Source organism: Flagellimonas marina (assembly GCF_042651185.1).
Classification (GTDB): domain Bacteria; phylum Bacteroidota; class Bacteroidia; order Flavobacteriales; family Flavobacteriaceae; genus Flagellimonas; species Flagellimonas marina.
The window spans coordinates 578,931-600,574 of the sequence record NZ_JBHSCL010000004.1; the positions used below are offsets into that span (position 1 = coordinate 578,931).

Annotated in this window: 18 protein-coding genes; 8 read left to right on the top strand and 10 right to left on the bottom strand. The window is 42.6% G+C overall.

From position 1 onward, the window contains the following. Nucleotides 1-2: 2 nt before the first annotated feature. Nucleotides 3-611, bottom strand: a complete 609-nt coding sequence (gene udk / locus ACFOWS_RS06180; RefSeq protein WP_366587989.1) for a uridine kinase — start codon at nucleotides 609-611, stop codon at nucleotides 3-5. Nucleotides 612-800: 189 nt separating this feature from the next. Between udk and ACFOWS_RS06185 the strand changes: the two genes are divergently transcribed. The 5 genes from ACFOWS_RS06185 (at nucleotide 801) to ACFOWS_RS06205 (ending at nucleotide 5,990) form a co-directional block, all read left to right on the top strand. Then, nucleotides 801-1,286, top strand: coding sequence for an acetyl-CoA carboxylase biotin carboxyl carrier protein subunit (locus tag ACFOWS_RS06185; protein ID WP_379763071.1), 486 nt, complete (start codon nucleotides 801-803; stop codon nucleotides 1,284-1,286). Nucleotides 1,287-1,293: 7 nt separating this feature from the next. Then, nucleotides 1,294-2,736 carry an acetyl-CoA carboxylase biotin carboxylase subunit gene (gene accC / locus ACFOWS_RS06190; RefSeq protein WP_379763072.1) on the top strand — a complete coding sequence of 481 codons (1,443 nt, stop codon included), beginning with the start codon at nucleotides 1,294-1,296 and terminating at the stop codon, nucleotides 2,734-2,736. Between the two features lie 5 nt (nucleotides 2,737-2,741). After that, complete coding sequence (locus ACFOWS_RS06195; RefSeq protein ID WP_379763073.1) at nucleotides 2,742-4,283, top strand: acyl-CoA carboxylase subunit beta; 1,542 nt, start codon at nucleotides 2,742-2,744, stop codon at nucleotides 4,281-4,283. A 65-nt stretch (nucleotides 4,284-4,348) separates the two neighbouring features. Next, a complete protein-coding gene (locus tag ACFOWS_RS06200; RefSeq protein ID WP_379763074.1) occupies nucleotides 4,349-4,669 on the top strand; it encodes a GIY-YIG nuclease family protein in 321 nt (106 codons plus the stop codon). Between the two features lie 112 nt (nucleotides 4,670-4,781). Next, the gene (locus tag ACFOWS_RS06205; protein ID WP_379763075.1) at nucleotides 4,782-5,990 is read left to right on the top strand and encodes a multidrug effflux MFS transporter; all 1,209 of its coding nucleotides are present in this window, start codon (nucleotides 4,782-4,784) and stop codon (nucleotides 5,988-5,990) included. Here the strand turns inward: ACFOWS_RS06205 and ACFOWS_RS06210 are convergent. The 8 genes from ACFOWS_RS06210 to ACFOWS_RS06245 form a co-directional block, all read right to left on the bottom strand. Continuing rightward, nucleotides 5,987-7,075 (bottom strand): anhydro-N-acetylmuramic acid kinase, encoded by a 1,089-nt coding sequence (locus ACFOWS_RS06210; RefSeq protein ID WP_379763076.1) that lies wholly within the window; start codon nucleotides 7,073-7,075, stop codon nucleotides 5,987-5,989. The two genes, ACFOWS_RS06205 and ACFOWS_RS06210, sit on opposite strands and share 4 nt — an antisense overlap. Then, complete coding sequence (locus ACFOWS_RS06215; protein ID WP_379763077.1) at nucleotides 7,072-7,737, bottom strand: class I SAM-dependent methyltransferase; 666 nt, start codon at nucleotides 7,735-7,737, stop codon at nucleotides 7,072-7,074. The genes ACFOWS_RS06210 and ACFOWS_RS06215 overlap by 4 nt, the downstream gene beginning before the upstream one ends. Further along, nucleotides 7,734-9,338, bottom strand: a complete 1,605-nt coding sequence (locus ACFOWS_RS06220; RefSeq protein ID WP_379763078.1) for a glycoside hydrolase family 3 protein — start codon at nucleotides 9,336-9,338, stop codon at nucleotides 7,734-7,736. The genes ACFOWS_RS06215 and ACFOWS_RS06220 overlap by 4 nt, the downstream gene beginning before the upstream one ends. After that, a complete protein-coding gene (locus ACFOWS_RS06225; protein ID WP_379763079.1) occupies nucleotides 9,331-10,611 on the bottom strand; it encodes an MFS transporter in 1,281 nt (426 codons plus the stop codon). Before ACFOWS_RS06225 ends, ACFOWS_RS06220 begins: the two co-directional genes overlap by 8 nt. Continuing rightward, a complete protein-coding gene (locus ACFOWS_RS06230; RefSeq protein ID WP_379763080.1) occupies nucleotides 10,608-11,090 on the bottom strand; it encodes a GNAT family N-acetyltransferase in 483 nt (160 codons plus the stop codon). Before ACFOWS_RS06230 ends, ACFOWS_RS06225 begins: the two co-directional genes overlap by 4 nt. 6 nt (nucleotides 11,091-11,096) lie before the next feature. After that, complete coding sequence (locus ACFOWS_RS06235) at nucleotides 11,097-12,581, bottom strand: glycoside hydrolase family 10 protein (protein WP_379763081.1); 1,485 nt, start codon at nucleotides 12,579-12,581, stop codon at nucleotides 11,097-11,099. 86 nt (nucleotides 12,582-12,667) lie between these two features. After that, nucleotides 12,668-13,999 (bottom strand): hypothetical protein, encoded by a 1,332-nt coding sequence (locus ACFOWS_RS06240; protein ID WP_379763082.1) that lies wholly within the window; start codon nucleotides 13,997-13,999, stop codon nucleotides 12,668-12,670. Nucleotides 14,000-14,015: 16 nt separating this feature from the next. Continuing rightward, a complete protein-coding gene (locus ACFOWS_RS06245; RefSeq protein ID WP_379763083.1) occupies nucleotides 14,016-16,979 on the bottom strand; it encodes a SusC/RagA family TonB-linked outer membrane protein in 2,964 nt (987 codons plus the stop codon). 197 nt (nucleotides 16,980-17,176) lie between these two features. Here ACFOWS_RS06245 and ACFOWS_RS06250 point away from each other — a divergent pair, with 197 nt between their 5' ends. Then, nucleotides 17,177-17,923, top strand: coding sequence for a DeoR/GlpR family DNA-binding transcription regulator (locus ACFOWS_RS06250; protein ID WP_366588017.1), 747 nt, complete (start codon nucleotides 17,177-17,179; stop codon nucleotides 17,921-17,923). Between the two features lie 36 nt (nucleotides 17,924-17,959). Here the strand turns inward: ACFOWS_RS06250 and nagB are convergent, their stop codons facing one another. Further along, complete coding sequence (gene nagB / locus ACFOWS_RS06255) at nucleotides 17,960-19,891, bottom strand: glucosamine-6-phosphate deaminase (protein WP_379763084.1); 1,932 nt, start codon at nucleotides 19,889-19,891, stop codon at nucleotides 17,960-17,962. Between the two features lie 185 nt (nucleotides 19,892-20,076). Between nagB and ACFOWS_RS06260 the strand changes: the two genes are divergently transcribed. Both ACFOWS_RS06260 and murQ read left to right on the top strand, forming a co-directional pair. Beyond that, nucleotides 20,077-20,826: a DeoR/GlpR family DNA-binding transcription regulator gene (locus tag ACFOWS_RS06260; protein WP_366588021.1), complete on the top strand. Its 750-nt coding sequence runs from the start codon at nucleotides 20,077-20,079 to the stop codon at nucleotides 20,824-20,826. A 5-nt stretch (nucleotides 20,827-20,831) separates the two neighbouring features. Next, nucleotides 20,832-21,641: an N-acetylmuramic acid 6-phosphate etherase gene (murQ, locus tag ACFOWS_RS06265; protein ID WP_366588023.1), complete on the top strand. Its 810-nt coding sequence runs from the start codon at nucleotides 20,832-20,834 to the stop codon at nucleotides 21,639-21,641. Nucleotides 21,642-21,644 lie beyond the last annotated feature (3 nt).

The window sequence follows — 21,644 nt, forward strand, 5'->3', positions numbered from 1 at the left end:
ACTTACACCAATTTATTGTTGATAATGGTCCTGACCATATCCACGGCCACCGTGTTGTAATGGTTGTTGGGGATAATGATGTCCGCAAATTCCTTGGATGGTTCAATGAATTGCTGGTGCATGGGCTTTACCGCGGTTTGGTAGCGCGTCAACACTTTTTCCAAATCATGGCCCCGTTCGCGAATATCGCGTTGCAATCGTCGTATCAATCGTTCATCCGAATCCGCATGCACATAAATTTTAATATCGAACATATCCCGCAACTGCGGATTGCTCAGCACCAAAATGCCCTCTACGATCATTACCTTCCGCGGAGGCGTAGGGATGGTCTCTTCCAAGCGGGTTTCTTCCACAAAGGAGTAGACCGGAATATCCACCGTTTTTCCTTGTCGCAATTGCTTTAAATGCGAGATCAACAGGTCAAAATCGATGGAATTAGGGTGATCAAAATTTATTTTCCCGCGTTCCTCCCTAGTCAAATGAGAAAGATCATTATAATAGGAATCTTGGGAGATTACACCTACTTCGTTCTCCGGCAATTGGTCCACAATTTGGTTGACAACCGTGGTTTTTCCACATCCAGTGCCCCCCGCTATCCCTATGATCAGCATTTATATTATTTTAATTTCAAAAGTAAGCATTTGATAAGATTTGCCATCAACCCATGCTTTTGCGTTATTTAGGTTTATTTTCGGTAAAATGCATGTCGGTTATCGTAAACCCCGAAAGTTAATGGCGGTAGCTTTGTGTGGGTTTGATCTTAATCTTATATTTAGCTAGGTAACCCATGACAATTTTTTATGGACGATTCATACACAGTCAAGATTGATGGTAATTTCGACTTTCCTCTTTCCAAGGACGACGTTTCCCAGCTGGACATCATAAAGTTTAAAAAGGACAGTTTTCATATTTTAAAGGAGGACATATCGTATCACGTTAAAATAGTTTCTTCGGATTTTACCAGGGGACTGTACACGGTCAATGTCAATGGGAACGAACATGAAGTTTCCATCCATACTCCATTGGATGAACTTATTGAGAAGATGGGCTTTGCTACTAATGGAGCCAAAAACATAGATTCCATTTCTGCTCCTATGCCGGGTTTAATTTTGGACATTTCGGTGGAAGTGGGGCAAGAAGTGAAAGAAGATGAACAACTCTTGGTGTTGGAAGCCATGAAAATGGAAAATAGTATTACCTCCCCCCGAAACGGTGTCATCAAGAAAATTGCTGTAAATCAAGGTGACGCCGTGGACAAAAAACAGCTTTTGATTGAATTTCAATAAAAAAAACATGAAGAAAATATTGATTGCCAACCGTGGAGAAATAGCGCTTCGTGTTATGAAAACTGCCAAAAAAATGGGTATTCGTACCGTTGCGGTTTTTTCTGAAGTTGACAGAAATGCACCCCATGTACTTTTTGCTGATGAAGCTGTGTGTATTGGCCCGGCACCATCCAATCAATCTTATTTAAAAGGGGACAAAATCATTGAGGTGGCCAAAAAACTAAAGACAGATGGGATTCACCCAGGCTACGGTTTTCTGAGTGAGAATGCTGATTTTGCCGAAGCTGTGGAAAAAAGTGGTCTAATTTTCATAGGGCCAAAATCCAGGGCCATCCGGATTATGGGGAGCAAATTGGCGGCAAAGGAGGCCGTAAAGAAGTACGACATCCCTATGGTGCCGGGTGTGGATGAGGCCATAAGCGATGTCTCCGAAGCCAAAAAAATTGCCAAGAACGTCGGTTATCCAATTTTGATAAAAGCTTCAGCCGGTGGAGGTGGAAAGGGTATGCGGATTGTGGAGAAAGAAAAAGATTTGGAATCGGGTATGAAACGGGCCATTAGTGAAGCCACTTCCGCCTTTGGCGATGGCTCTGTTTTTGTGGAAAAATATGTAACCTCCCCTCGGCACATTGAGGTACAGGTCATGGCCGACACTCATGGCAATGTCCTCCATTTTTTTGAACGGGAATGTAGCATCCAAAGACGTCACCAAAAGGTGGTGGAAGAAGCACCATCTTCGGTGCTTACCCCTGAGCTTCGGGAGAAAATGGGCGTAGCCGCTACCAAGGTAGCCAAAGCCTGTGATTATGTAGGCGCCGGTACTGTTGAATTTTTAATTGATGCTGACCTTAATTTCTATTTTCTGGAAATGAATACCCGTTTACAGGTGGAACATCCCGTTACTGAATTGATCACTGGAGTGGATTTGGTGGAATTACAGATAAAAGTGGCCCGTGGCGAAGCTCTTCCCATGAAACAAGAGGATTTAAAAATTAATGGACACGCATTGGAGCTTCGGGTGTATGCAGAAGACCCTTTGAATGATTTTCTGCCCAGCGTAGGCACTTTGGAGACCTATGAATTGCCTGAGGGCGATGGAATTCGGGTGGATAATGGCTTTAGGGAAGGCATGGACATTCCCATTTACTACGACCCCATGCTTTCCAAACTGATTACCTATGGTAAAACTCGCGAAGAGGCCATGGAGTTGATGTTGGAAGCTATTCAGAATTATAAGGTGAAGGGCGTTCAGACCACATTGCCCTTTGGAAGTTTTGTCTTTGCCCATGAAGCCTTCCGTTCAGGGAATTTTGACACCCATTTTGTAAAAGAGCATTATTCCCCGGAAAAAATCCATCAAAAGAATGCCAAGGAAGCTGAAATTGCTGCGCTGGCTGCCTTATTTCAATATCTAGAAGACAAGAAAACACTTCAAATCCCAATAAATTGAGCTCAATGAATCCCAAAATAAAAGCACTGGAAGAGAAAATGGCCCAGGCCCGTTTGGGTGGTGGTGAAAAGCGGATAGAAAAGCAACATCAAAAGAAAAAACTTACGGCAAGGGAACGTATTCATTATCTCTTGGACGAAGGCTCTTTTGAGGAAATGGGCATGTTGGTGACTCATCGTACCACCGATTTTGGCATGGACAAAGAAGTCTATTATGGCGACGGGGTGGTGACTGGGTACGGTACCATCCATGGACGATTGGTATATGTATATGCCCAAGATTTTACGGTTTTTGGCGGTGCGTTATCCGAAACCCATGCTGAAAAAATCTGCAAGGTGATGGATTTGGCGGTGAAAGTGGGTGCGCCCATCATTGGATTGAACGATTCTGGTGGTGCACGAATTCAGGAAGGTGTGAGGTCCTTGGGAGGATATGCCGATATTTTTCACCGGAATGTTCAAGCTTCGGGTGTGATTCCACAAATATCTGCCGTGATGGGCCCTTGCGCCGGAGGAGCAGTGTATTCTCCAGCCATGACGGATTTTATCATTATGGTTGAGGAAACCAGTTATATGTTTGTGACGGGTCCCAATGTGGTTAAAACCGTTACTAATGAGGAAGTTACTTCGGAGGAATTGGGCGGTGCCAGCACACATGCTTCAAAATCCGGGGTGGCTCATAAAACTTCGTCCAATGATGCGGCTTGTTTGGATGATATCAAAAAATTGATGGCGTATTTGCCACAAAACAATACTGAACTTGCTCCGCTTCAAGACTACATGTTAGGGGAGGAACTTCGGGAAGAACTGTCCGCCATTGTCCCGGATAATCCCAATAAACCGTATGATATGTATGAAGTGATCAACGGGATTATCGATTTGGACTCCTTCTACGAAATTCACAAAGATTATGCTGAAAACATTATCGTAGGCTTTGCCCGATTGGGGGGGCGCAGTATTGGTATTATAGCCAATCAACCTATGTTCCTAGCAGGGGTTTTAGATGTGAATAGTTCTCGAAAAGCAGCCCGTTTCACCCGTTTTTGCGATGCCTTCAATATTCCCTTGTTGGTTTTGGTGGATGTGCCTGGCTTTTTACCGGGTACCGACCAAGAATGGAGCGGCATTATTATGCACGGTGCTAAATTGTTGTATGCGCTAAGTGAAGCGACAGTGCCACGGGTTACCGTCATTACCCGAAAAGCCTATGGCGGTGCATATGATGTAATGAATTCTAAACATATTGGGGCCGATTTCAATTTTGCTTGGCCTTCGGCTGAAATCGCTGTGATGGGGGCCAAAGGAGCTAGTGAAATCATTTTTAGGCGGGAAATTGCCGCTTCGGAAGACCCAGATGCCAAATTGAAGGAAAAAGAAGCCGAGTACGCGGAAAAGTTTGCCAACCCTTATCGTGCCGCGGAACGCGGATTTATCGATGAGGTGATTCTACCAAAAAACACCCGACGGAAATTGCTCAAAGCCTTCGCCATGTTGGAAAAGAAAAAGGTGGACCCACCGAGGCGGAAGCATGGAAATATTCCGTTGTAGAGGCGATAAATTTTTGAAACAATTGTTGATTGTCAGGTCGAGCGCAGTCGAGACCTCTTTTTAAAATGAAATTATACTACGTATACATTTTACGATGCTCCGATGGGTTGACCTACACTGGGATTACCGATGACATTGCTCGGAGACTTTCCGAACACCAAAGTGGATTGAACAAAACTGCTTTTACCTATCTAAGAAGGCCGGTTGAACTTATATTTCAACAAGAGTTCAATGATGTTTTACAAGCTATCTATTTTGAAAAGAAAATGAAGAAGTGGAGCGCCCCAAAGAAAATGGCTTTGGCGAATGGGGAATTTGACCTGTTACAGATTCTCGCGGAATGCAGAAATGCTTCTCACTACAAATATAATCCTGACCAAGATTGAGGTCTCGACTGCGCTCGACCTGACATTTGATTCAATAAAAAGTACCAAAAACATAACACTAATACTTTCTTAAAAGCTTCACCAATCCATGGGGTATGTCTAATTTTGCACCATGCAAAAAGAAAATCAAAAACCCAACTTTGAATTTATCGCATTAATGGCTGCTTTGATGTCCATTGTAGCACTGGCCATTGATGCAATTTTACCTGCAATTTCCAATATAGGCATTGCCATAAATAGCTTGGATTCTACCGATAACCAAATGCTGGTGACCATGATTTTTCTGGGACTAGGGCTTGGGCAATTGTTTTTTGGGCCTCTTTCCGATTCATATGGAAGAAAACCCATTGTTTATTCGGGTTTTGGCCTGTTTTTGATAGGAAGTATTATCTGTTTGTTTGCTCCGTCATTAGCGATTATGATTGTTGGAAGAATTCTGCAAGGAATTGGACTTTCAGCTCCTAGGACCATGGCCATTTCCATTATTCGTGATACCTATGTAGGCGACTACATGGCCAAGGTTATGTCTTTTGTGGTAGCCTTCTTTATTTTGGTGCCCGTAGTGGCCCCCGCCATTGGAAAGGTCATTTTGGATGCTTTTGGATGGCAGGCCATTTTTTATGTCCAGCTTATTATCGCCCTTATTGTTGCGATTTGGTTTTGGCAAAGACAATCGGAAACCTTGCGGCCCGAGCACAAAATTCCTTTTTCAAGTCATGTGTTCATCGATGGACTTAAGGAATTTATGAAGTACAGGGAAACGGTAGCCTTTACTGTTATCTCAGGGTTGGTCACAGGTGCTTTCTTGGTCTATTTAAGTTCGGCCCAACATATTTTTGAAGATATCTATAGCTTAAAAGAAACCTTTCCCTATATTTTTGCGGGATTGGCCATTTCCATTGGTCTCTCCACATTTTTAAACGGGACTTTGGTAATGCGCTTTGGCATGCGGAGACTGTCTTGGATGGCCACTTTGGCATTTACCATCATTGGGTTGATGTATACTGTTATATTCTTGAATTCGCCAAACCCCAGCATTTATGTATTGGTGCCCTTTCTATCGGCACAATTCTTTTGTTTGGGTTTTATGTGGGGGAATTTCCGTTCCATTGCTATGGAACCCATAGGTCATATTGCTGGAATCGGGGCAGCCATTAACGGATGTGTTTCAACAATAGTGGCCATTCCAATTGCAACTTTTATTGGAGAATTTGTAGAGCACAGCGTGTGGCCCCTTTTTGTAGGATTGGGTATTTGTGGCCTAGCTTCGCTTCTTATTTTTACGATGGTAAAAAGACCTAAACGTTTGGCGACAGTTTAGGAGGTTTCGGGAAAGAAAACTTCACCACTGCAAGAATCTTCCCTTGCACCTGTAACGGAGCTCAACACATTGGTGGTGCCTTTCAGCCGTAGAACCCCCATAAGCGCAAAAACTAGGGCTTCTTTGTAGGCAATTAGTGTCTTGTTGGGAACCACCACTTCCACAGTTGACTCCAGCTTTTCTTGAAGTGTATCGATGAAAAATTGGTTGAGGGCGCCACCGCCGGTGACCAGTAATTTGTTTTTGGGTTGATTGGTATGTTCATGAACTTGCACGGCAATCTGCTCGCAATTATGGTGAATAAAGGTGTGCAAAAGGTCGGTTTCCGAACTTTCTGAGGCTTCAATTAATGGGATAATTTTGGAGGTAAACCATTCATACCCTGTAGATTTGGGGTAGGGTAGGCGATAATAGTCAAGACTATTGAGTTTTTTTAGCAACGGTTCATCCAATTTTCCACTTCGGGCCAGTTTTCCGTTTTCATCATAATCCATACCCATTTTATGGGTAATGTAATTCAGGGGCATATTGGCCATTCCAATATCGTAAGCAATTCGTTTACCCTCTTTTTCAAAAGAAATATTGCTGATGCCCCCTAAATTCAGGCAGAAATCATAGTCATGGAACAAAAGCCGGTCTCCAATGGGAACCAAAGGTGCCCCTTGTCCACTTAAGTCAACATCTTTTGTCCTGAAGTCGCACACTACTTGTTTGCCGGAAATATTCGATAAAACCTGTCCATCGCCCAATTGGAAAGTAACCCCATCTTCCGGTCTGTGGTGGGAGGTATGTCCATGGCTGGCAATGAAGTCAACTTCAATATTGCTTTCCTCTATAAAAGCCTTCGCTTGTTCCCCCAGCCATTTCCCATACTCTTTATGGAGTTGGGCATGGTCTTCTTCGGACAAGTATATGGCATTTTTGAGATATTCGCGCATCTCCTCGGAATAGGGAATCTCTTTAGTTTGTTCAATGGTGAATTTCCATCCATTTGTCTCTTCCCAAATATGACAATAGGCCATATCCAGTCCATCTAAAGAGGTGCCGGACATGAGTCCCAGTACTTTATATATGCTCGTGTTCATAGTTTAGTAATCTTAATGAGTAAGGAAACTGGCTTTTTTGCATCGTTCACAATTTCTTTTAAGGAAAATTGGATTCCTTCTATACAATTCAGCTCGGTGATCCAATCTTCAAGGGTTCTCGCGTACCACGAATGCCCGTCCTCAAAGTTTCCGGGAAGCCCTTTCCATGAGTCGGACAACCATTGACTTTGGTACGCCAATTCATTTTGAATCAAAAAGTATGGATGTAAGGTTTGTATGATGATGCTTCCTTTTTCGGAAATGTGCTTCAAGGTATTCTCCAGCAGTGGAACCAAGTCTTCTTTTAAATAGAGGCAAAAATTGAATATGGCTGCATCAAAGGGGCCATTGGGGATGGGTGTGCCTGCTACAATAGCTTCAAAGGTAAGCACATGATAGGCCTCAGGACCTTTGTTTTTCGCTTCTTGGATTAGGGTTTCAATGGCATCAACCCCAGTGGCTTCCCAACCCATTTTTTCCATTTCGCGGGTCAACCAGCCTTCACCACAACCCACATCGACTATTTTTTGGCCTTCCAAGGTTTTTAGGGTCTCCAAAATAGCTGGATTTGTAAATTTTCGTGAGGGAATGGCGTTGCTTTGTACCGTTTTAATCCATTCCGATGCATTTTTCTCCCAAGAATTGATGATTTCTTTTTTCATGGCTGAGTGATTTTAAGTTTGATGGGAAGTCTACCTTGAGCTATTGATGCTCCTTTAAAATGCAAAAAGGCTTCCTCTTGGAATTCCACAAAATCTTGATAGACCTCCACCACATTGGAACCGGACGTCAACTTCAAAATATCCAATACGTAAGGGTTCCCAAAAAGGTAAATCAATACATTTTTTTCTGCGATCAATTGTTGAATGAAGGCCAATAGTTCAGCATCAAAACCAAACTGATTCTTAGGCTTTACCGCAGGTGGAAAAAGAGCAAGAACCACATTTTGATGTGTGTTTAGTTTCTTTTTCACAGTTGACAAATGGGTGGTCAATTCCCATTTCTTCTGACCATAAGCTTCCTCTAAATGTTTTGAAAAGATATTTTTTTCCTCTACATCCAACGAAAGATTCAAAAAAGAGGAATCTTTTATTTGTTGCACCAGTTCAGAATCGGCATACAGCTCTGTAATGGTATTTTGGGCAAGTACTTTGTTTAATTGGGAGACATTTTCAGTGCTATTCCGTTGGACGTTCTTTTCCTTTACAAAAATAGTCTCCTTAAGCTGCCAAATCCGTTTGAAGCTTTCCTCAATGCGGTTTTCGGAAACCGTATTCGATATAATTTCAATGCCTTCAAGTGGATTTTCGCTAAAACACAGCATGTCCATTCCTGCAGCAAAAACGGTGGCCTCCAATTTCCCTTTTTCCGGATATTTTCTGGAAACGGCATGCATGTTCAACGCATCCGAGATGATTACGCCTTCAAACCCCATTTCCTTGCGAAGTAATTCTGTAATGATTTTGAAGGAAGTTGTGGAAGGTTCTTTGTCATCCAACTGGGGTAACAGTAGATGCCCCACCATCACGGAGTCAACTCCTTTTTGAATCAATTCTTGGAATGGGAATAATTCATTTTCCTTTAATTCTGATAGAGACTTGTCAATGACAGGAAGTCCCAAATGGGAATCGGTGGCGGTGTCGCCATGTCCTGGAAAATGTTTGATGGAATTAAGTATTCCGGCGCTTTTCATCCCCTTTACATACGCTTCAGCCTTGGCACAAACCTGTACTTTGTCATCGCCAAACGAACGATACCCAATTACTGGGTTTTCAGGATTACTGTTGATGTCCACTACAGGGGCAAGATTCCAATGGATGCCTGCTTCCCTGCAATCCAAGCCAATTTGTTGTCCCACCTCAAAAATGAGTTCGTCATTGTTTTGGATAGCCCCTAACGTAATGGCATAGGGGTATTGAGGGGTATTTTCAATGCGCATGGCAAGTCCCCATTCGGCATCCATGGCTATCAGCAATGGGTATTTTGCAGCGTTTTGATAGCGGGCGATGAGATCTTTGAGACGGTCATAACTTTTCTCATTGTGGACAACTGGTTTCTTGCCTTCAAAATTGGTGGCGGCACTGGCCCTGCTATGAAAAAAGCACAATGCGCCAATATGGTGTTTCTGGATAATTTGTTCCATTTCCTGGATGGCCTCTTCGGTATCATTGATGAATACGGCCAACATGAACAATTGCCCCACCTTTTGCTGGAGACTCAGTTGTTGATTTGCGATGGAATATGGAGGTATTTCTTTATACATTTGATTCAATGGTCTTTTTGCCGTAATCGGCAGGATATTTTAAGAATTTGAGCACTAAAAAGGCCGGTATTGCTGCTATTACCACCCAGATGAAGAAACCATCGTACCCCAGCCACTCCTGAATATAGCCACTTACCATTCCGGGGAGCATCATGCCCAAGGCCATAAACCCGGTTGCAATGGCGTAATGCGAAGTTTTTGAGATGCCTTCGGCCACAAAGATGAGGTACATTAAAAAGGCAGTAAATCCGAACCCATACCCAAATTGCTCCAGAACCACGGTTCCCACCACAGCATAGATGCTGGTTGTTTGGGTTACGGCCAGAATTGCATAGAGGGCATTGGGTAGGTTAAGGGCCAACAACATGGGCAACATCCACTTTTTCAATCCATCCCGGGAAATCAGAATACCTCCAACAATTCCGCCAAGGGATAGCATGATAATGCCAACTGTACCATAAATGGTGCCCACAGCTTCTGTGGAATATTCCAAGCCGCCAACTTCCAACTTATCCAACAGGAAGGGCGAGGCCATTTTTACCAACTGTGATTCACCCAATCGATAGGTGAGGATGAACAACAGCGCAATTCCAATTTGATTTTTCTTAAAAAAGGATGCAAAAACCTGTAAAAATCCTTCTGGTTTTTGGTTGGGTTTAACCGATGTGTTTTCAAACTTGGGTGTGCTAAAAAAATTGGCAATGGTCAATATCAACATAAGAGCTGCCGCACTGATCATAGTCAACGACCAAGCTTTGGTGTTGTCTCCGTATTTATTCTCCAAAAATCCGGCAAAAATGACCAAAAGCCCTTGCCCGGTAACCATGGCCAACCGGTAAAAGGTGCTTCGGACCCCTATAAAAAAGGATTGTTTTTTTTGGGTGAGGCCCAACATATAGTAGCCATCTGAAGCAATGTCATTGGTGGCAGAAGCAAAGGCGGCCATCCAAAAGAAGGCCAAAGTGATGATAAAGAATGAATTGGAGGGAACAAAAAGACCTATGCCCAAAAATGCCAATGAGATTATGAGTTGCATCACCAAAAACCAAGTCCTTTTGGTGCCATTCAAATCCACAAGAGGGCTCCAAAGTGGTTTTAGCACCCAAGGTAGATACAGCCAGCTGGTATATAGTCCAATTTCGGCATTGCCAATACCCAAACGTTTGTACATGATCACGGATACGGTCACAACCAAAATATAAGGGATTCCTTGGGTGAAATAGAGGAAGGGAATCCAAAGCCATGCATTTTTGTCCTTAGGCGCTACGTTCATCCGTTATGTTTTAAAAGGTTCTGATAAATACTTTTTTCGGAATTTGCTATTACCCTTGCATTGACTGCTTTTTCGTAGTAGGGGGTTGGACCAACCCCTCCGATGATGGCGTAGGCATAGCCCATTTCGCGGAGTGCGACAAGCGATTTCACCAAAAGTACTTTTCCAATGTCCTTGCCGCGTTCTTCGGCAATGACCCCTGTTGGGCCAAAAAAGTTCTTTGCAGTGGACTCAAAACATGCAAAGCCTAGTAAGGTCTGCCCACGTTGGGCCACAAAACAGTTTACGGGAAGTTTACTAAAGGCTGCTTCGGTCTCGTCTGCCCAGTTAATGCTAAAGTACTTTTTTACCCAGCCGACAACAATACTTTTTTCGGGTGGAATAGGTCTTCTGAATACCACTTTTTCAGATTCCAACAGCTCCTTTTCCTTTTCTGAAATATCCGGAAGGTCCAAAAGTCTTACGAGCATGTCTTGCATGTTGATTTATTTTAAGTTCAAAGGCAACAATTCGCTTTCATTGCCAAAGGCATCGGATATGGAAATGACCACCTTATTTGTTCGTTGTTTTTTGGTCAATTTGAGCTGAAAGCAACCCGAATTTTGACTTTCAGAAATATAGTTCTTTCCAATGAGTTGTTTTTCGTTACCGTTAAGTTGATAGTAATTCAGGAATCTGGGAATGGAATCAGTATGTGCGATACAAAGCTCCACTACTTCGTCTTGTTTTTTAACCGATTCGATTCCGGGAAGTTGTATTTCCCTTAAAACTTTGTTCAGTGTAGATGGGTTTTTTGAAGGAAGTGGATAAAATTTCTTTTTCAGGGTTTTTACCACTTTCTCATGCTGACCAATCAGCGATTTGGCACTGAAAAAAATATTACCATCAATGTTTTTCTGGTTTCTGGCAAAGGTCAACTGTTTTGGGATCTCCTTCTTTTTTTTCCAAGCCTTGTCACTGTTATTTTTGATTTTGTAAGTACCATTTCCGATGTAGAGATTCGTATTTGGCGTAGCATTGGCCCACCAAGAACCTACAGCTTTGTGGGAAGCAGGAGGATAGTCCATACTCCAATAGGCTTGTGGCGCCAAATAATCCAACCAACCTTCATTGACCCAAAGTACAGGGTCTGCATAGAGATCCTCATAGGTAGTTTGTCCGGCACGTGTGTCAGAGCCGTCGGGGTCGGTACTTTTGTTTTTCCAGACGCCAAATGGACTGATGCCAAACTGAACCCATGGTTTATTCTTCTTGATGGTTTGGTATACATTTTTTACAAGCGAATCTACATTGCTGCGCCGCCAATCCTCCAAGGACTGGCTGGGCAAACCGTATGTTTGGAACGTCAATGAATCCTTAAATACTTCTCCTTTTATTTTATAGGGATAGAAATAGTCATCAAAATGAATGGCGTCCAATTCATAATTCACGACCAGTTCTTCCACAATTTTAGCAAACTTTTCTTGCACTTCGGGCAATCCGGGATTGTAATAGTATTTTTTGCCGTACTTGAGCATCCAGTCTGGGTGTTGGTAAAAATCATGGTTTGGTGAAAGGGCTAGGGTGTCCAAATCAAATGTGGCTCTATATGGATTGAGCCAAGCATGGAATTCCATGCCGCGTTTATGGGTCTCCTCAATCATCCATTGGAGAGGATTCTCAAAATTCTCTGGTGCTTTACCTTCTTTTCCTGTGAGGTAGCTGGACCACGGTGCCAAATCGGTTTCGTAAAAGGCATCCCCTGCCGTTCTTACTTGTACTATGGCAGCATTGAAATTCATTTCTTCATAAAAATCCAATAGCTGGATGAAATCCGTTTTCTTTTTGGATGTAATATCTGTAGGGTCTTTAGGCCAATCAATGTTTACCACGGTAGCTATCCAGAACCCTCTAAATTCTTCCTCTGGTATATGGTGCACCGCACAACTTGTTATTGATAGGCAAAGAAATAAGTATACTAGTTTTTTCATAGAGTTGAAAAAAAGGCCTACATATTTTAAAAGTAGGCCTTTCGCTTAAATAAAATAAAACTAACAAACGAACTTAAAATATGAAATCAAATTGATGGATCATCAGGTGTATTGGGATTGCTATTTCTCTCCAAATCAGGGTATGGATAGAAATTTCTATTACGTTCTTCGTCATAGTTCATGGCTGCACCACTGGGTTGGGGTCTGCCAAACCTACGGCTGTCTTCCAAACTCATCCCTGTAAGGAAAAGTTCTGCGCGTCTATTCTTGTAAATCTCATCCAGTAAGGCCTCTGCAGTATTTGGGCCAGAGTAGGCCGCTACGTTTGCGTTTACATCAAAGGGATCATCGTTATCGGTCAATACCTCGTTGAGCGCGTCAGTAGCTGCGGCTAAATCTGGTGAGCCACGACGTATTTGAGCTTCTGCTATGATCAGGTTCATCTCATCTGGCAAATACACCGGGATAGGCTCAGTAATTTCATTGAAAAAGCCGGAAACATCCTCAATAGGTAATCCATTTTGGTTGGTTTCATCCAACGGAATCAGATAAAAAGCCAATCTACCGTCTGCTGGGTCGAATACAAATTCTGCAGGAAGTCCAAAATTGTCCCTTGGTTTAAAGTTGGGGGCATCGTTTTGGATGATTCGGGCCCAGATTGGGTTTTGGTTTTGTGAATCGTAAGCAAAAACGGAAGTAACGTTTTGGTCAACGGAGCTTGCTGCTGCAATTGCTGCATCGTAATTCCCTGCAAAGAGATTATATCGGGCTGTCATTGCCGCGATGGTGTTTTCCAAATCAATGTTGTCCAGAGTAATTCCGTTGATGAATTCTGAACTGGGCGCATTGGCTGCTATTGCTGCTGCAGCTTCGTTGAGCAGTGTGATCGCTGTCTCAAAACCAACAATTCTTGAAACGAAGGCCGCATCATTGTCAGGGCTGGTTTGAACAATTACTTGCTCATAATTTTGCGATAGACTTCCAATAGCCATGGCCTTAAACAGTTTTGCGTGCGCTATTAATGCACTTTGTGTACCGGCTTCCAACTCAATGGTATTGGCATTTGCCTCAATATCTTCAGCAATCTTCATGATTCTAAGCATTGAGGACCATAATCCTTGCACATTGGAATTGAAATTGGGTAGCACAGAGCCTCCATCTTCCAATTCTATCATGTTTTGAAAAGTTGTGGTAATACCTCCCTCACGTGTTGTGATGGCCGGGGTCTCCACAATCCATCGAAGACCTGTATCCGAATAAAGTTGTTGCATACCTACTGCTGCGGCAAAGATTCCTTCCCTTGAGGAAAATACCTGGTCTTGGGTAGCTGCATTTGGATTTTCAAAATCCGTTTCACAGGACACCAATACCAAAGTAAGTGAAATGCAAACGCTAAATAGTTTTATATAGTTTTTCATTGTACTTTTTTTTGATTTAGAAACTTACATTGATTCCCAATTGGTAGGTTCTGGGAATGGGTACTCCGGCAAAATCGAATCCACGCACACCGTTACTTTGTCCGGGTGTGTTTATTTCAGGGTCCCATCCACTATAGTCGTCCCACGAAATAAGATTTCGTCCGACGAGGCTCAACTGCACATTGTCGATATAATCAAATGGTGGCTTAAAGTTATAGCTTAGTGCCAATTCCCTAAGCTTTACAAAGGAGCCATCTTCAACAAATTCTTCAAAAATACCTGCTTGGGCACCTCCAAATCCTTTGGGGCGATTACCCAAAAGCTCTTGGCCTACGTTATAGCCACCTCCGAAGATAACATTGTCCAGTAGTCTTCGGTTCCAGTTGAATATGTCGAATCCTTGTACAGCGTCCAATTGTACTCTCAGCTTAAAGTTTTTATAGGAAAACTCATTGATCAATGACCCAAACCAATCTGGGTTGGGATCTCCAATAACCTTTGATCCTGTTCCATCCTCGTTGGTTCCAGCAAAAGGATATCCGTTATCATCCAAAGAAATACTACCATCAGGATCACGGGCGTAAAATTGACGGAAGAACACCCCTAGAGGCTCACCTTCAATTACATAGTTTGTAGCAAAGCTTCCGGCCAAAGCAAATTGGCCTCCTCCAGCTACATTGGTCACTGTGTTTTCATTTTTTGAAAATGTTGCGGTAACATCCCATGAAAAATCATCACTTTTAATTGGTGCACCTCTTAAAAGGAGTTCAATACCTTTATTTTCCAAGTCACCAACATTTTCAATTCTAGAATTAAAACCAGCAGATGGGGCAAGTTCACGAGGTAGCAACAAATCTGAAACGTCTTGCTTGTAGTAGGTGAATTCAATACCCAGTCGATTGTTCAATAACCCTGCATCGAAACCAAATTCAATTTCCTCCTGTCTTTCTGGAGCAATATTTAAATCACCTTGTTGCTGACTTGGTATTAAACTGGGAGAACCATTGATTGATGACGGGTTTAGAACTGTAAACCTCTGGAATGCGGATAAAGCGGTTAGGTTACCTGCTTGTCCCCATGATCCTCTTAGTTTAAGGGTGTTAAAGGCATCGCCAAAAGTGTCTCTCCAAAAATCCTCTTCAGATATTACGTAGGAAACACTTGCTTTGGCATACAATTGGTTCCGCTCATCTTCACCAAAAGTCGATGCACCATCCAAGCGTACAGCTCCGTTAACATAAAGTTTATCCCGATAGCTAAAAGACTGCTGTAAAAAGGTACCCCAATAGGATATTTGGGAGCGGGTTTCACCCTGGGCCAAAATACTTCCATTGGTCGCAACTTCAACAACAGGAGCCAAACCATCGGCCTCAATTCCAACCCTGTCAAATTCCTCATATTGCCAAGAACCTCCCAAAGTGGTAGTGGATTGGATGTCCTCGTTGATCGGGATAGTGTACGTGAGGTTCAGGTCACTGTTATATTGAAAGTTGTTTATATCTGCCCTTCTTGCAAATCCATCACCATTTGGTGACGTGTTGTTTATGGGAATAAATGCGGTTGCCGACTGATTGTAAAAATCAAGGCCCAATAGGTAACTGGCCTTTAGGTTCTTGGTAATATCAGCATTAAGTCCAACACTAGTAATGACACGGTTTACTTTTTGTCCAAAATCAAAACGATCCACAGCTTCCAACGGATTTGTTCGTGGAACGAGCAGTGAGGTTACAGGATAAACACCTGACTCATCGGGGTTTGGATTTATAGAGTTTTCACTGAACACAAAGCCGGTAATAGCACCATAGGCAGCGTTGATACCCCCGTTTGGAATATCATTGCTAACGCTACGCGTGAAATTTAAACCAGCATTGATTTCCAACCAATCCCAGGCTTTTTGGGTAACATTTGTTTTAAAGCCTACTCGTTGAAAATCAGTGTTCTTGATGATTCCTTCATTGTCAAGAAAGGAACCAGAAATGTAATAGGAAGTTCTGTCATTTCCGCCAGAAACGGAAAGGTTGTTCTCGATACCAAAACCGGTCTCAAAGAAACTGTCTTGATAGTTGAAGCGTTCAACTGGTACAGTTTCCAAATTGTTACGATCAAATGGGTCTACCCATGCCAATGGAACGGTGTTGTAGTCAATCTCCTTTCTAAGTTCATTGACCCGTACATTGGTTGAAAAATTGAATTTAGGGTCGCCGGTACGGCCTCTTTTGGTGAAAATCTGAACTACCCCATTACTTGCACGGGACCCGTAGATAGCGGCAGCGGCGGCACCTTTGATGACCTCGATGCGCTCAATGTCGTTAGGGTTTAAGTCTACCAAACGGTTTTGGGAGTTGCCTCCAAGGTCCACAAGGTCATTACTGTTACTTGAATTACTTACAATGATTCCATCAACAATATAGAGTGGGTCTGAATTTCCCAAAACGGTACTTGGACCCCTTAATCGGATACTGATACCCCCAGCAGGATCCCCTGAGTTTTGTTGTACAAGGGCACCTGTGATTTTACCGGAAATGGCTTGATCCACAGCAATGGCACCGTTATTCACCAAATCTTCCGATTTTACCGTTGAAATAGCATTCCCAAGCGTTCTCTTGTTGGCTCCTGCACCTGTACCTGTAATAACAACCTCATCCAAGCTCAGGAGGTCTTCATTGAGGACAGCATCTGTTGTAATGGTGGAGCTGCCACCAACATCAATGGATACTTCTTGTGTTGAAAAGCCCAATGAGCTAAAAGTCAATGTGTACGCTCCGGGCTGTAAGGTAGCCGTAAAGCTGTAATTTCCGTCAAAATCGGTAATGGTACCGAAAGAAGTGTCAGCAATAAAAACTGAAGCTCCTGATACTGGAAGACCATTGCCGTTTTCGGTCAATGTCCCAGTGAAGGTAAACTGGCTTTGGGAAAATGCGCTGGTACTCACTACCATGCACGCCAGAAGCAGTAGTTGGCGCAAAATTTTTCCATTCATAAAGTTTAATTTTGAGTTAGCAATGAATTTTGATTAGTCGAATTTTATGGAACTAGTTCCGTTGTAATCAAAAATATGCAAATAATCGAAAAAGATGCAATTTTTTGCAATTTTTTATAATCATTTCTTTTATTGAAGCGATTTTTTGCATTTATTTACTGAAGAGTTACACGTACATTTGACTAAACAAGACTCCCATGTTAAAGGAAGAACGCCATCAGGTTATATTAAACGAGGTCCGGATTCATAACAAGGTTTTATTGACGGATATCGCTGAACTTTTAAAGGTTTCACCAGATACGGTTCGTAGGGATATTAAGGAATTGCACGACGACAACAAGTTAAAACGTGTCCATGGTGGTGCCATTTCTTTGGGCTTCAATCATTATAACTATGTAAATCGGGAGATTTATTCCTTAGAGGAGAAGTCAAAAATAGCAGAAAAGGCGGTGTCCATCTTAAAAGCGGGACAAGTGGTGTTGCTTAGTGGTGGAACCACAAATTTGGAAATCGCAAGATTGATTCCGCCCTATCTCAAGATAACCTGTTTTACTCCTAGTTTGCCTATTGCCATGCAACTGCTTCCAAAACCCAATATTGAAATCATATTCATTGGGGGAAAGGTCAATAAGGATTCGCAGATAACCATTGGAGGAAAACCTATTGGCTTTTTATCTGAACTAAAGGTGGATGTCTGTTTCCTAGGGGTCAACAGCATGCATCCAACTGACGGAATTACTGAGTTTGATTGGGAAGTGGTGCAACTGAAAAAAGCAATGATAAAGGCGTCGAAAAAGGTGGTGGTTCCTTCCATATCCGAAAAGATAAATTCAACCCAGCGCTATAAGATTTGCGATATAGATTCCATTAATGTTCTAGCTACAGAATTGGATAAAAGTGATCCAATCCTGGAACCCTACAGAGGAAAAATTGAACTGCTATAAAAAAGCCCCTTTTTAGGGGCTTTTTTTTGAACAAAACTACTTAAAATGATAACGGACAAAACCTTCCATGGCCTCATATTCTGCCATTCCTAAGTTGTTGTATTTATGAGCGGTCTCCATATTTCTCTGCTCTGCTCTCTGCCAGAACTCACGCTCGTCATTTCCGGGGAACATGGCAGCATCTTTTTGGGACTGGTGCTTAAAAATGGCATTTTTCTTTCGCTCCATGTCCATTGGTCCAATGGGTACTGACATTTCCATGTCGGCAATATCCCATTCCTGCCACGCCCCTCTGTAAAGCCAAACGTAGCAGTCGTCCAACCACTCAGCACCATCGGCTACCAATTGCTCCAATGCCTCATATATGATCTGAAGACAGACCCGGTGCGTACCATGGGGGTCAGACAGGTCCCCTGCAGCAAAAATCTGATGGGGTTTAATAGAATTTAAAAGATCGTATGTGATTTTTACATCTTCACGGGAGTGGGGCTTTTTCCTTACCGCACCGGTTTCGTAGAAAGGTAGGTTCAAGAAGTGGGCATTTTTTTCATCCACACCACAATACCTGCAAGCGGCCAAGGCTTCTCCTTTTCGTATCAGCCCTTTTATATTTTGGATTTCGGGAGTGTCTATTTGCCCTGGAGTCTTTGTTTTCAAAAACTCCCTTACATCTAAAAGTTTTTGCTCCAGTTCTTGGTCCTCTTGTTGGAGGTCTGTAGCAAAATCCAAGAAACGAATAACCTCATCATCAAAAACGGCAATATTTCCCGAGGTTTGATAGGCCACGTGTACTTGATGTCCTTGGTCTACTAAGCGCAGCAGAGTTCCGCCCATGGATATGACATCATCATCTGGGTGCGGACTGAAAATAAGAGTCCGCTTGGGGTAGGGGGTATTTCGTTCAGGGCGTTGGCTGTCATCCGTGTTGGGTTTTCCACCAGGCCATCCGGTTATGGTTCTTTGCAGTTGGTTGAACACTTTTAGGTTGATGTGTTCTGCAGAACCTACTTCGGCAATCAGGTTACCCATGCCATATTCATTGTAGTGTTCATTGGTAAGTTTTAAAATGGCCTTATCCAATTTTTCAGAAAGCCACAGGGTGGCTCTTTTTATCAACTTGTCATTCCAATCGCATTCGCTTACCAGCCATGGTGTTTGAACGCGCGTTAGGGAAGATGCAGCGGCCGTGTCAAGGATAAAATCGCAGTTTTCATGATGTTGGAGGAAAGTAGCGGGAACACTCTCTTTAATCTCTCCTTCCACGGACTGCTGGATTATTTTTGATTTGCCCTCTCCCCAAGCCATCAAGATTATTTTTTTTGCCGCCATGATGGTGCCAACTCCCATGGTAATGGCCTTGCTGGGTACATTTTCCAGCCCAAAGAAATCACTGGCAGCATCCAAGCGGGTCACTCTGTCTAAACGAACCAAACGGGTTTTACTTTTTAAAGAGGAACCGGGTTCGTTGAAACCTATATGCCCAGTCCGGCCAATTCCCAATACTTGAATATCTATTCCGCCAGCCTTATTGATTTTTTCTTCGTAAGCTTCGCAAAAGTCACGCACATCTTCCTTGTCCAACGTTCCATCGGGAATATGGATGTTCTTTCTTTTGATGTCAATATGGTCAAAGAGGTGCTCATTCATGAACCTCACATAGCTGTGAATGGAGTCAGGTTCCATGGGGTAATACTCATCTAAATTGAAAGTGATCACATTTTTAAAACTCAGACCATCTTTCTTATGAAATTGTACCAAATAATCGTAAACCTTGGTAGGTGTTGAACCTGTAGCTAGGCCCAGCACCACATTTTTGCCGTCAGCTTGTCGGCTGCGAATTAACTCCGCTATCTCATTGGCGACCAATAAAGAGGCCTCTTCTGAACTTTCAAAGATTTTGGTGTTTATTTTTTCAAATTTTCGTGATTCCTCGTCATAAGGGTAATCCAGTGTTGATGACTGTACCATAAATGGAATGATTTAAAAACGTTTGACGCGGCAAATATAAGCAAGAGATTTATATTTTGCTTTTTTTTGCTGTTTTTATTACAAAAAAGTGCTGTTTTTATGATATTGTTGATTTTTGGGAGATCAAAACGGAAGAAAATGGCACATTGATTATTTTTATATATTTGCGTCAATTTTGCACTTATATGCTGAAAGAGGAACGACAACATATGATTTTGAACGAAGTGGCATTGCACAATAAGGTGCTGCTGACCGATATTGCTGAAATGTTGGATGTTTCAATAGATACCGTGCGAAGGGACGTTAAGGAACTAGATGAGGAAAATAGACTGAAGAAGGTTCATGGTGGTGCGGTTTCCCTAGGGTTCACAACTTCTACTGCTCCAAATGCCAACATCTATGCATTGGAAAAAAAGCAGAAAATTGCAGAGAAGGCGGTAAAGATGTTAAAGGATGGAGGGGTGATTTTTATTGATGGGGGAACCACTTGTTTGGAATTGACGCGGCAAATACCCGAAAGTTTAAAGTTGACCTGTTTCACGATAAGTTTACCTGTGGCCATGCTGCTTTTGTCTAAGCCAAACGTTAAAACGGTTTTCATTGGGGGGGAGATTTCGCTGGATTCCCAAATTGCAGTTGGGGCCGGAACCATAAACCAATTGTCCGAAATTAAGGTGGATTATAGCTTTATTGGAACTGGTTATGTTGATTCACTCTATGGATTAACCGAGTTCGACTGGGGCATCGTTCAAGTGAAAAAGGCGGTAATAAGGGCATCCAAAAAAACTGTACTTTTATCCATATCGGAAAAACTTAATTCCCAACATCGATACAAAACCTGTGATATTAACGCAATAAACACCATGGTGACAGAGTTGGACCCCAGTAGCAACCTATTAAACCTTTTTAGAAACCAAGAGATTCATCTTCTGTAATGCAAATGGATTATACAAAAATAACCGAGACCCCTTCAAATTATGAGAATTTGGAGAAAATGGACACCCAGACCATTTTGGAAAACATCAATAACGAGGATAAAAAGATAGCTGAAGCGGTAGCCGGAGTTATTCCTCAAGTAACCAAACTTGTGGACTGCACTGCAGAACGTTTTTTGGATGGGGGCAGGCTTTTCTATATTGGAGCGGGTACAAGTGGCCGCCTGGGCATTTTAGATGCCTCGGAAATACCACCTACCTATGGAATGCCCCATGACAGGGTTATTGGATTGATAGCAGGAGGAGATAAGGCTATTAGAAAGGCAGTTGAGTTTGCGGAAGACGATGTGCATCAGGCATGGAAGGATTTGCAGGAGTATAATATCAACTCCAAGGATGTTCTTGTGGGGATTGCCGCTTCGGGAACCACACCTTATGTTTTGGGAGGTATTGAGGATGCGAAGAAACATGGCATTTTAACAGCCGGAATCACCAACAATCCAGAATCGCCCCTAGCTACCTGTTCAGATATTCCCATAGAAATTATTGTTGGTCCTGAGTTCGTGACAGGCAGTACCCGAATGAAAAGCGGTACCAGCCAAAAATTGGTGCTTAATATGATTTCCACAGCCCTAATGATTCGTATTGGTAGGGTAAAAGGCAATAAAATGGTGAACATGCAGCTGAGCAATACCAAGTTAGTAGATCGTGGTACCCGATATTTGATGGAGGAATTAGGATTAAGCTATACCGATGCAGAAAAAGCCTTGAAGGAATATGGTTCCGTAAAAAAGGCCATTGACGCCCTAAAATAAATC

What these genes read in the sequence shown, in the direction of transcription:
- ACFOWS_RS06250 (WP_366588017.1), top strand. Translation starts at nt 17,177, where the DNA reads ATGTTAAAGGAAGAACGCCATCAGGTTATATTAAACGAGGTCCGGATT.
- ACFOWS_RS06260 (WP_366588021.1), top strand. Translation starts at nt 20,077, where the DNA reads ATGCTGAAAGAGGAACGACAACATATGATTTTGAACGAAGTGGCATTG.
- udk (WP_366587989.1), bottom strand. Translation starts at nt 611, where the DNA reads ATGCTGATCATAGGGATAGCGGGGGGCACTGGATGTGGAAAAACCACG.
- ACFOWS_RS06200 (WP_379763074.1), top strand. Translation starts at nt 4,349, where the DNA reads ATGAAATTATACTACGTATACATTTTACGATGCTCCGATGGGTTGACC.
- accC (WP_379763072.1), top strand. Translation starts at nt 1,294, where the DNA reads ATGAAGAAAATATTGATTGCCAACCGTGGAGAAATAGCGCTTCGTGTT.
- ACFOWS_RS06230 (WP_379763080.1), bottom strand. Translation starts at nt 11,090, where the DNA reads ATGCAAGACATGCTCGTAAGACTTTTGGACCTTCCGGATATTTCAGAA.
- ACFOWS_RS06205 (WP_379763075.1), top strand. Translation starts at nt 4,782, where the DNA reads ATGCAAAAAGAAAATCAAAAACCCAACTTTGAATTTATCGCATTAATG.
- ACFOWS_RS06235 (WP_379763081.1), bottom strand. Translation starts at nt 12,581, where the DNA reads ATGAAAAAACTAGTATACTTATTTCTTTGCCTATCAATAACAAGTTGT.
- ACFOWS_RS06225 (WP_379763079.1), bottom strand. Translation starts at nt 10,611, where the DNA reads ATGAACGTAGCGCCTAAGGACAAAAATGCATGGCTTTGGATTCCCTTC.
- ACFOWS_RS06195 (WP_379763073.1), top strand. Translation starts at nt 2,742, where the DNA reads ATGAATCCCAAAATAAAAGCACTGGAAGAGAAAATGGCCCAGGCCCGT.
- ACFOWS_RS06210 (WP_379763076.1), bottom strand. Translation starts at nt 7,075, where the DNA reads ATGAACACGAGCATATATAAAGTACTGGGACTCATGTCCGGCACCTCT.
- ACFOWS_RS06220 (WP_379763078.1), bottom strand. Translation starts at nt 9,338, where the DNA reads ATGTATAAAGAAATACCTCCATATTCCATCGCAAATCAACAACTGAGT.
- ACFOWS_RS06245 (WP_379763083.1), bottom strand. Translation starts at nt 16,979, where the DNA reads ATGAATGGAAAAATTTTGCGCCAACTACTGCTTCTGGCGTGCATGGTA.
- nagB (WP_379763084.1), bottom strand. Translation starts at nt 19,891, where the DNA reads ATGGTACAGTCATCAACACTGGATTACCCTTATGACGAGGAATCACGA.
- ACFOWS_RS06240 (WP_379763082.1), bottom strand. Translation starts at nt 13,999, where the DNA reads ATGAAAAACTATATAAAACTATTTAGCGTTTGCATTTCACTTACTTTG.
- murQ (WP_366588023.1), top strand. Translation starts at nt 20,832, where the DNA reads ATGGATTATACAAAAATAACCGAGACCCCTTCAAATTATGAGAATTTG.
- ACFOWS_RS06215 (WP_379763077.1), bottom strand. Translation starts at nt 7,737, where the DNA reads ATGAAAAAAGAAATCATCAATTCTTGGGAGAAAAATGCATCGGAATGG.
- ACFOWS_RS06185 (WP_379763071.1), top strand. Translation starts at nt 801, where the DNA reads ATGGACGATTCATACACAGTCAAGATTGATGGTAATTTCGACTTTCCT.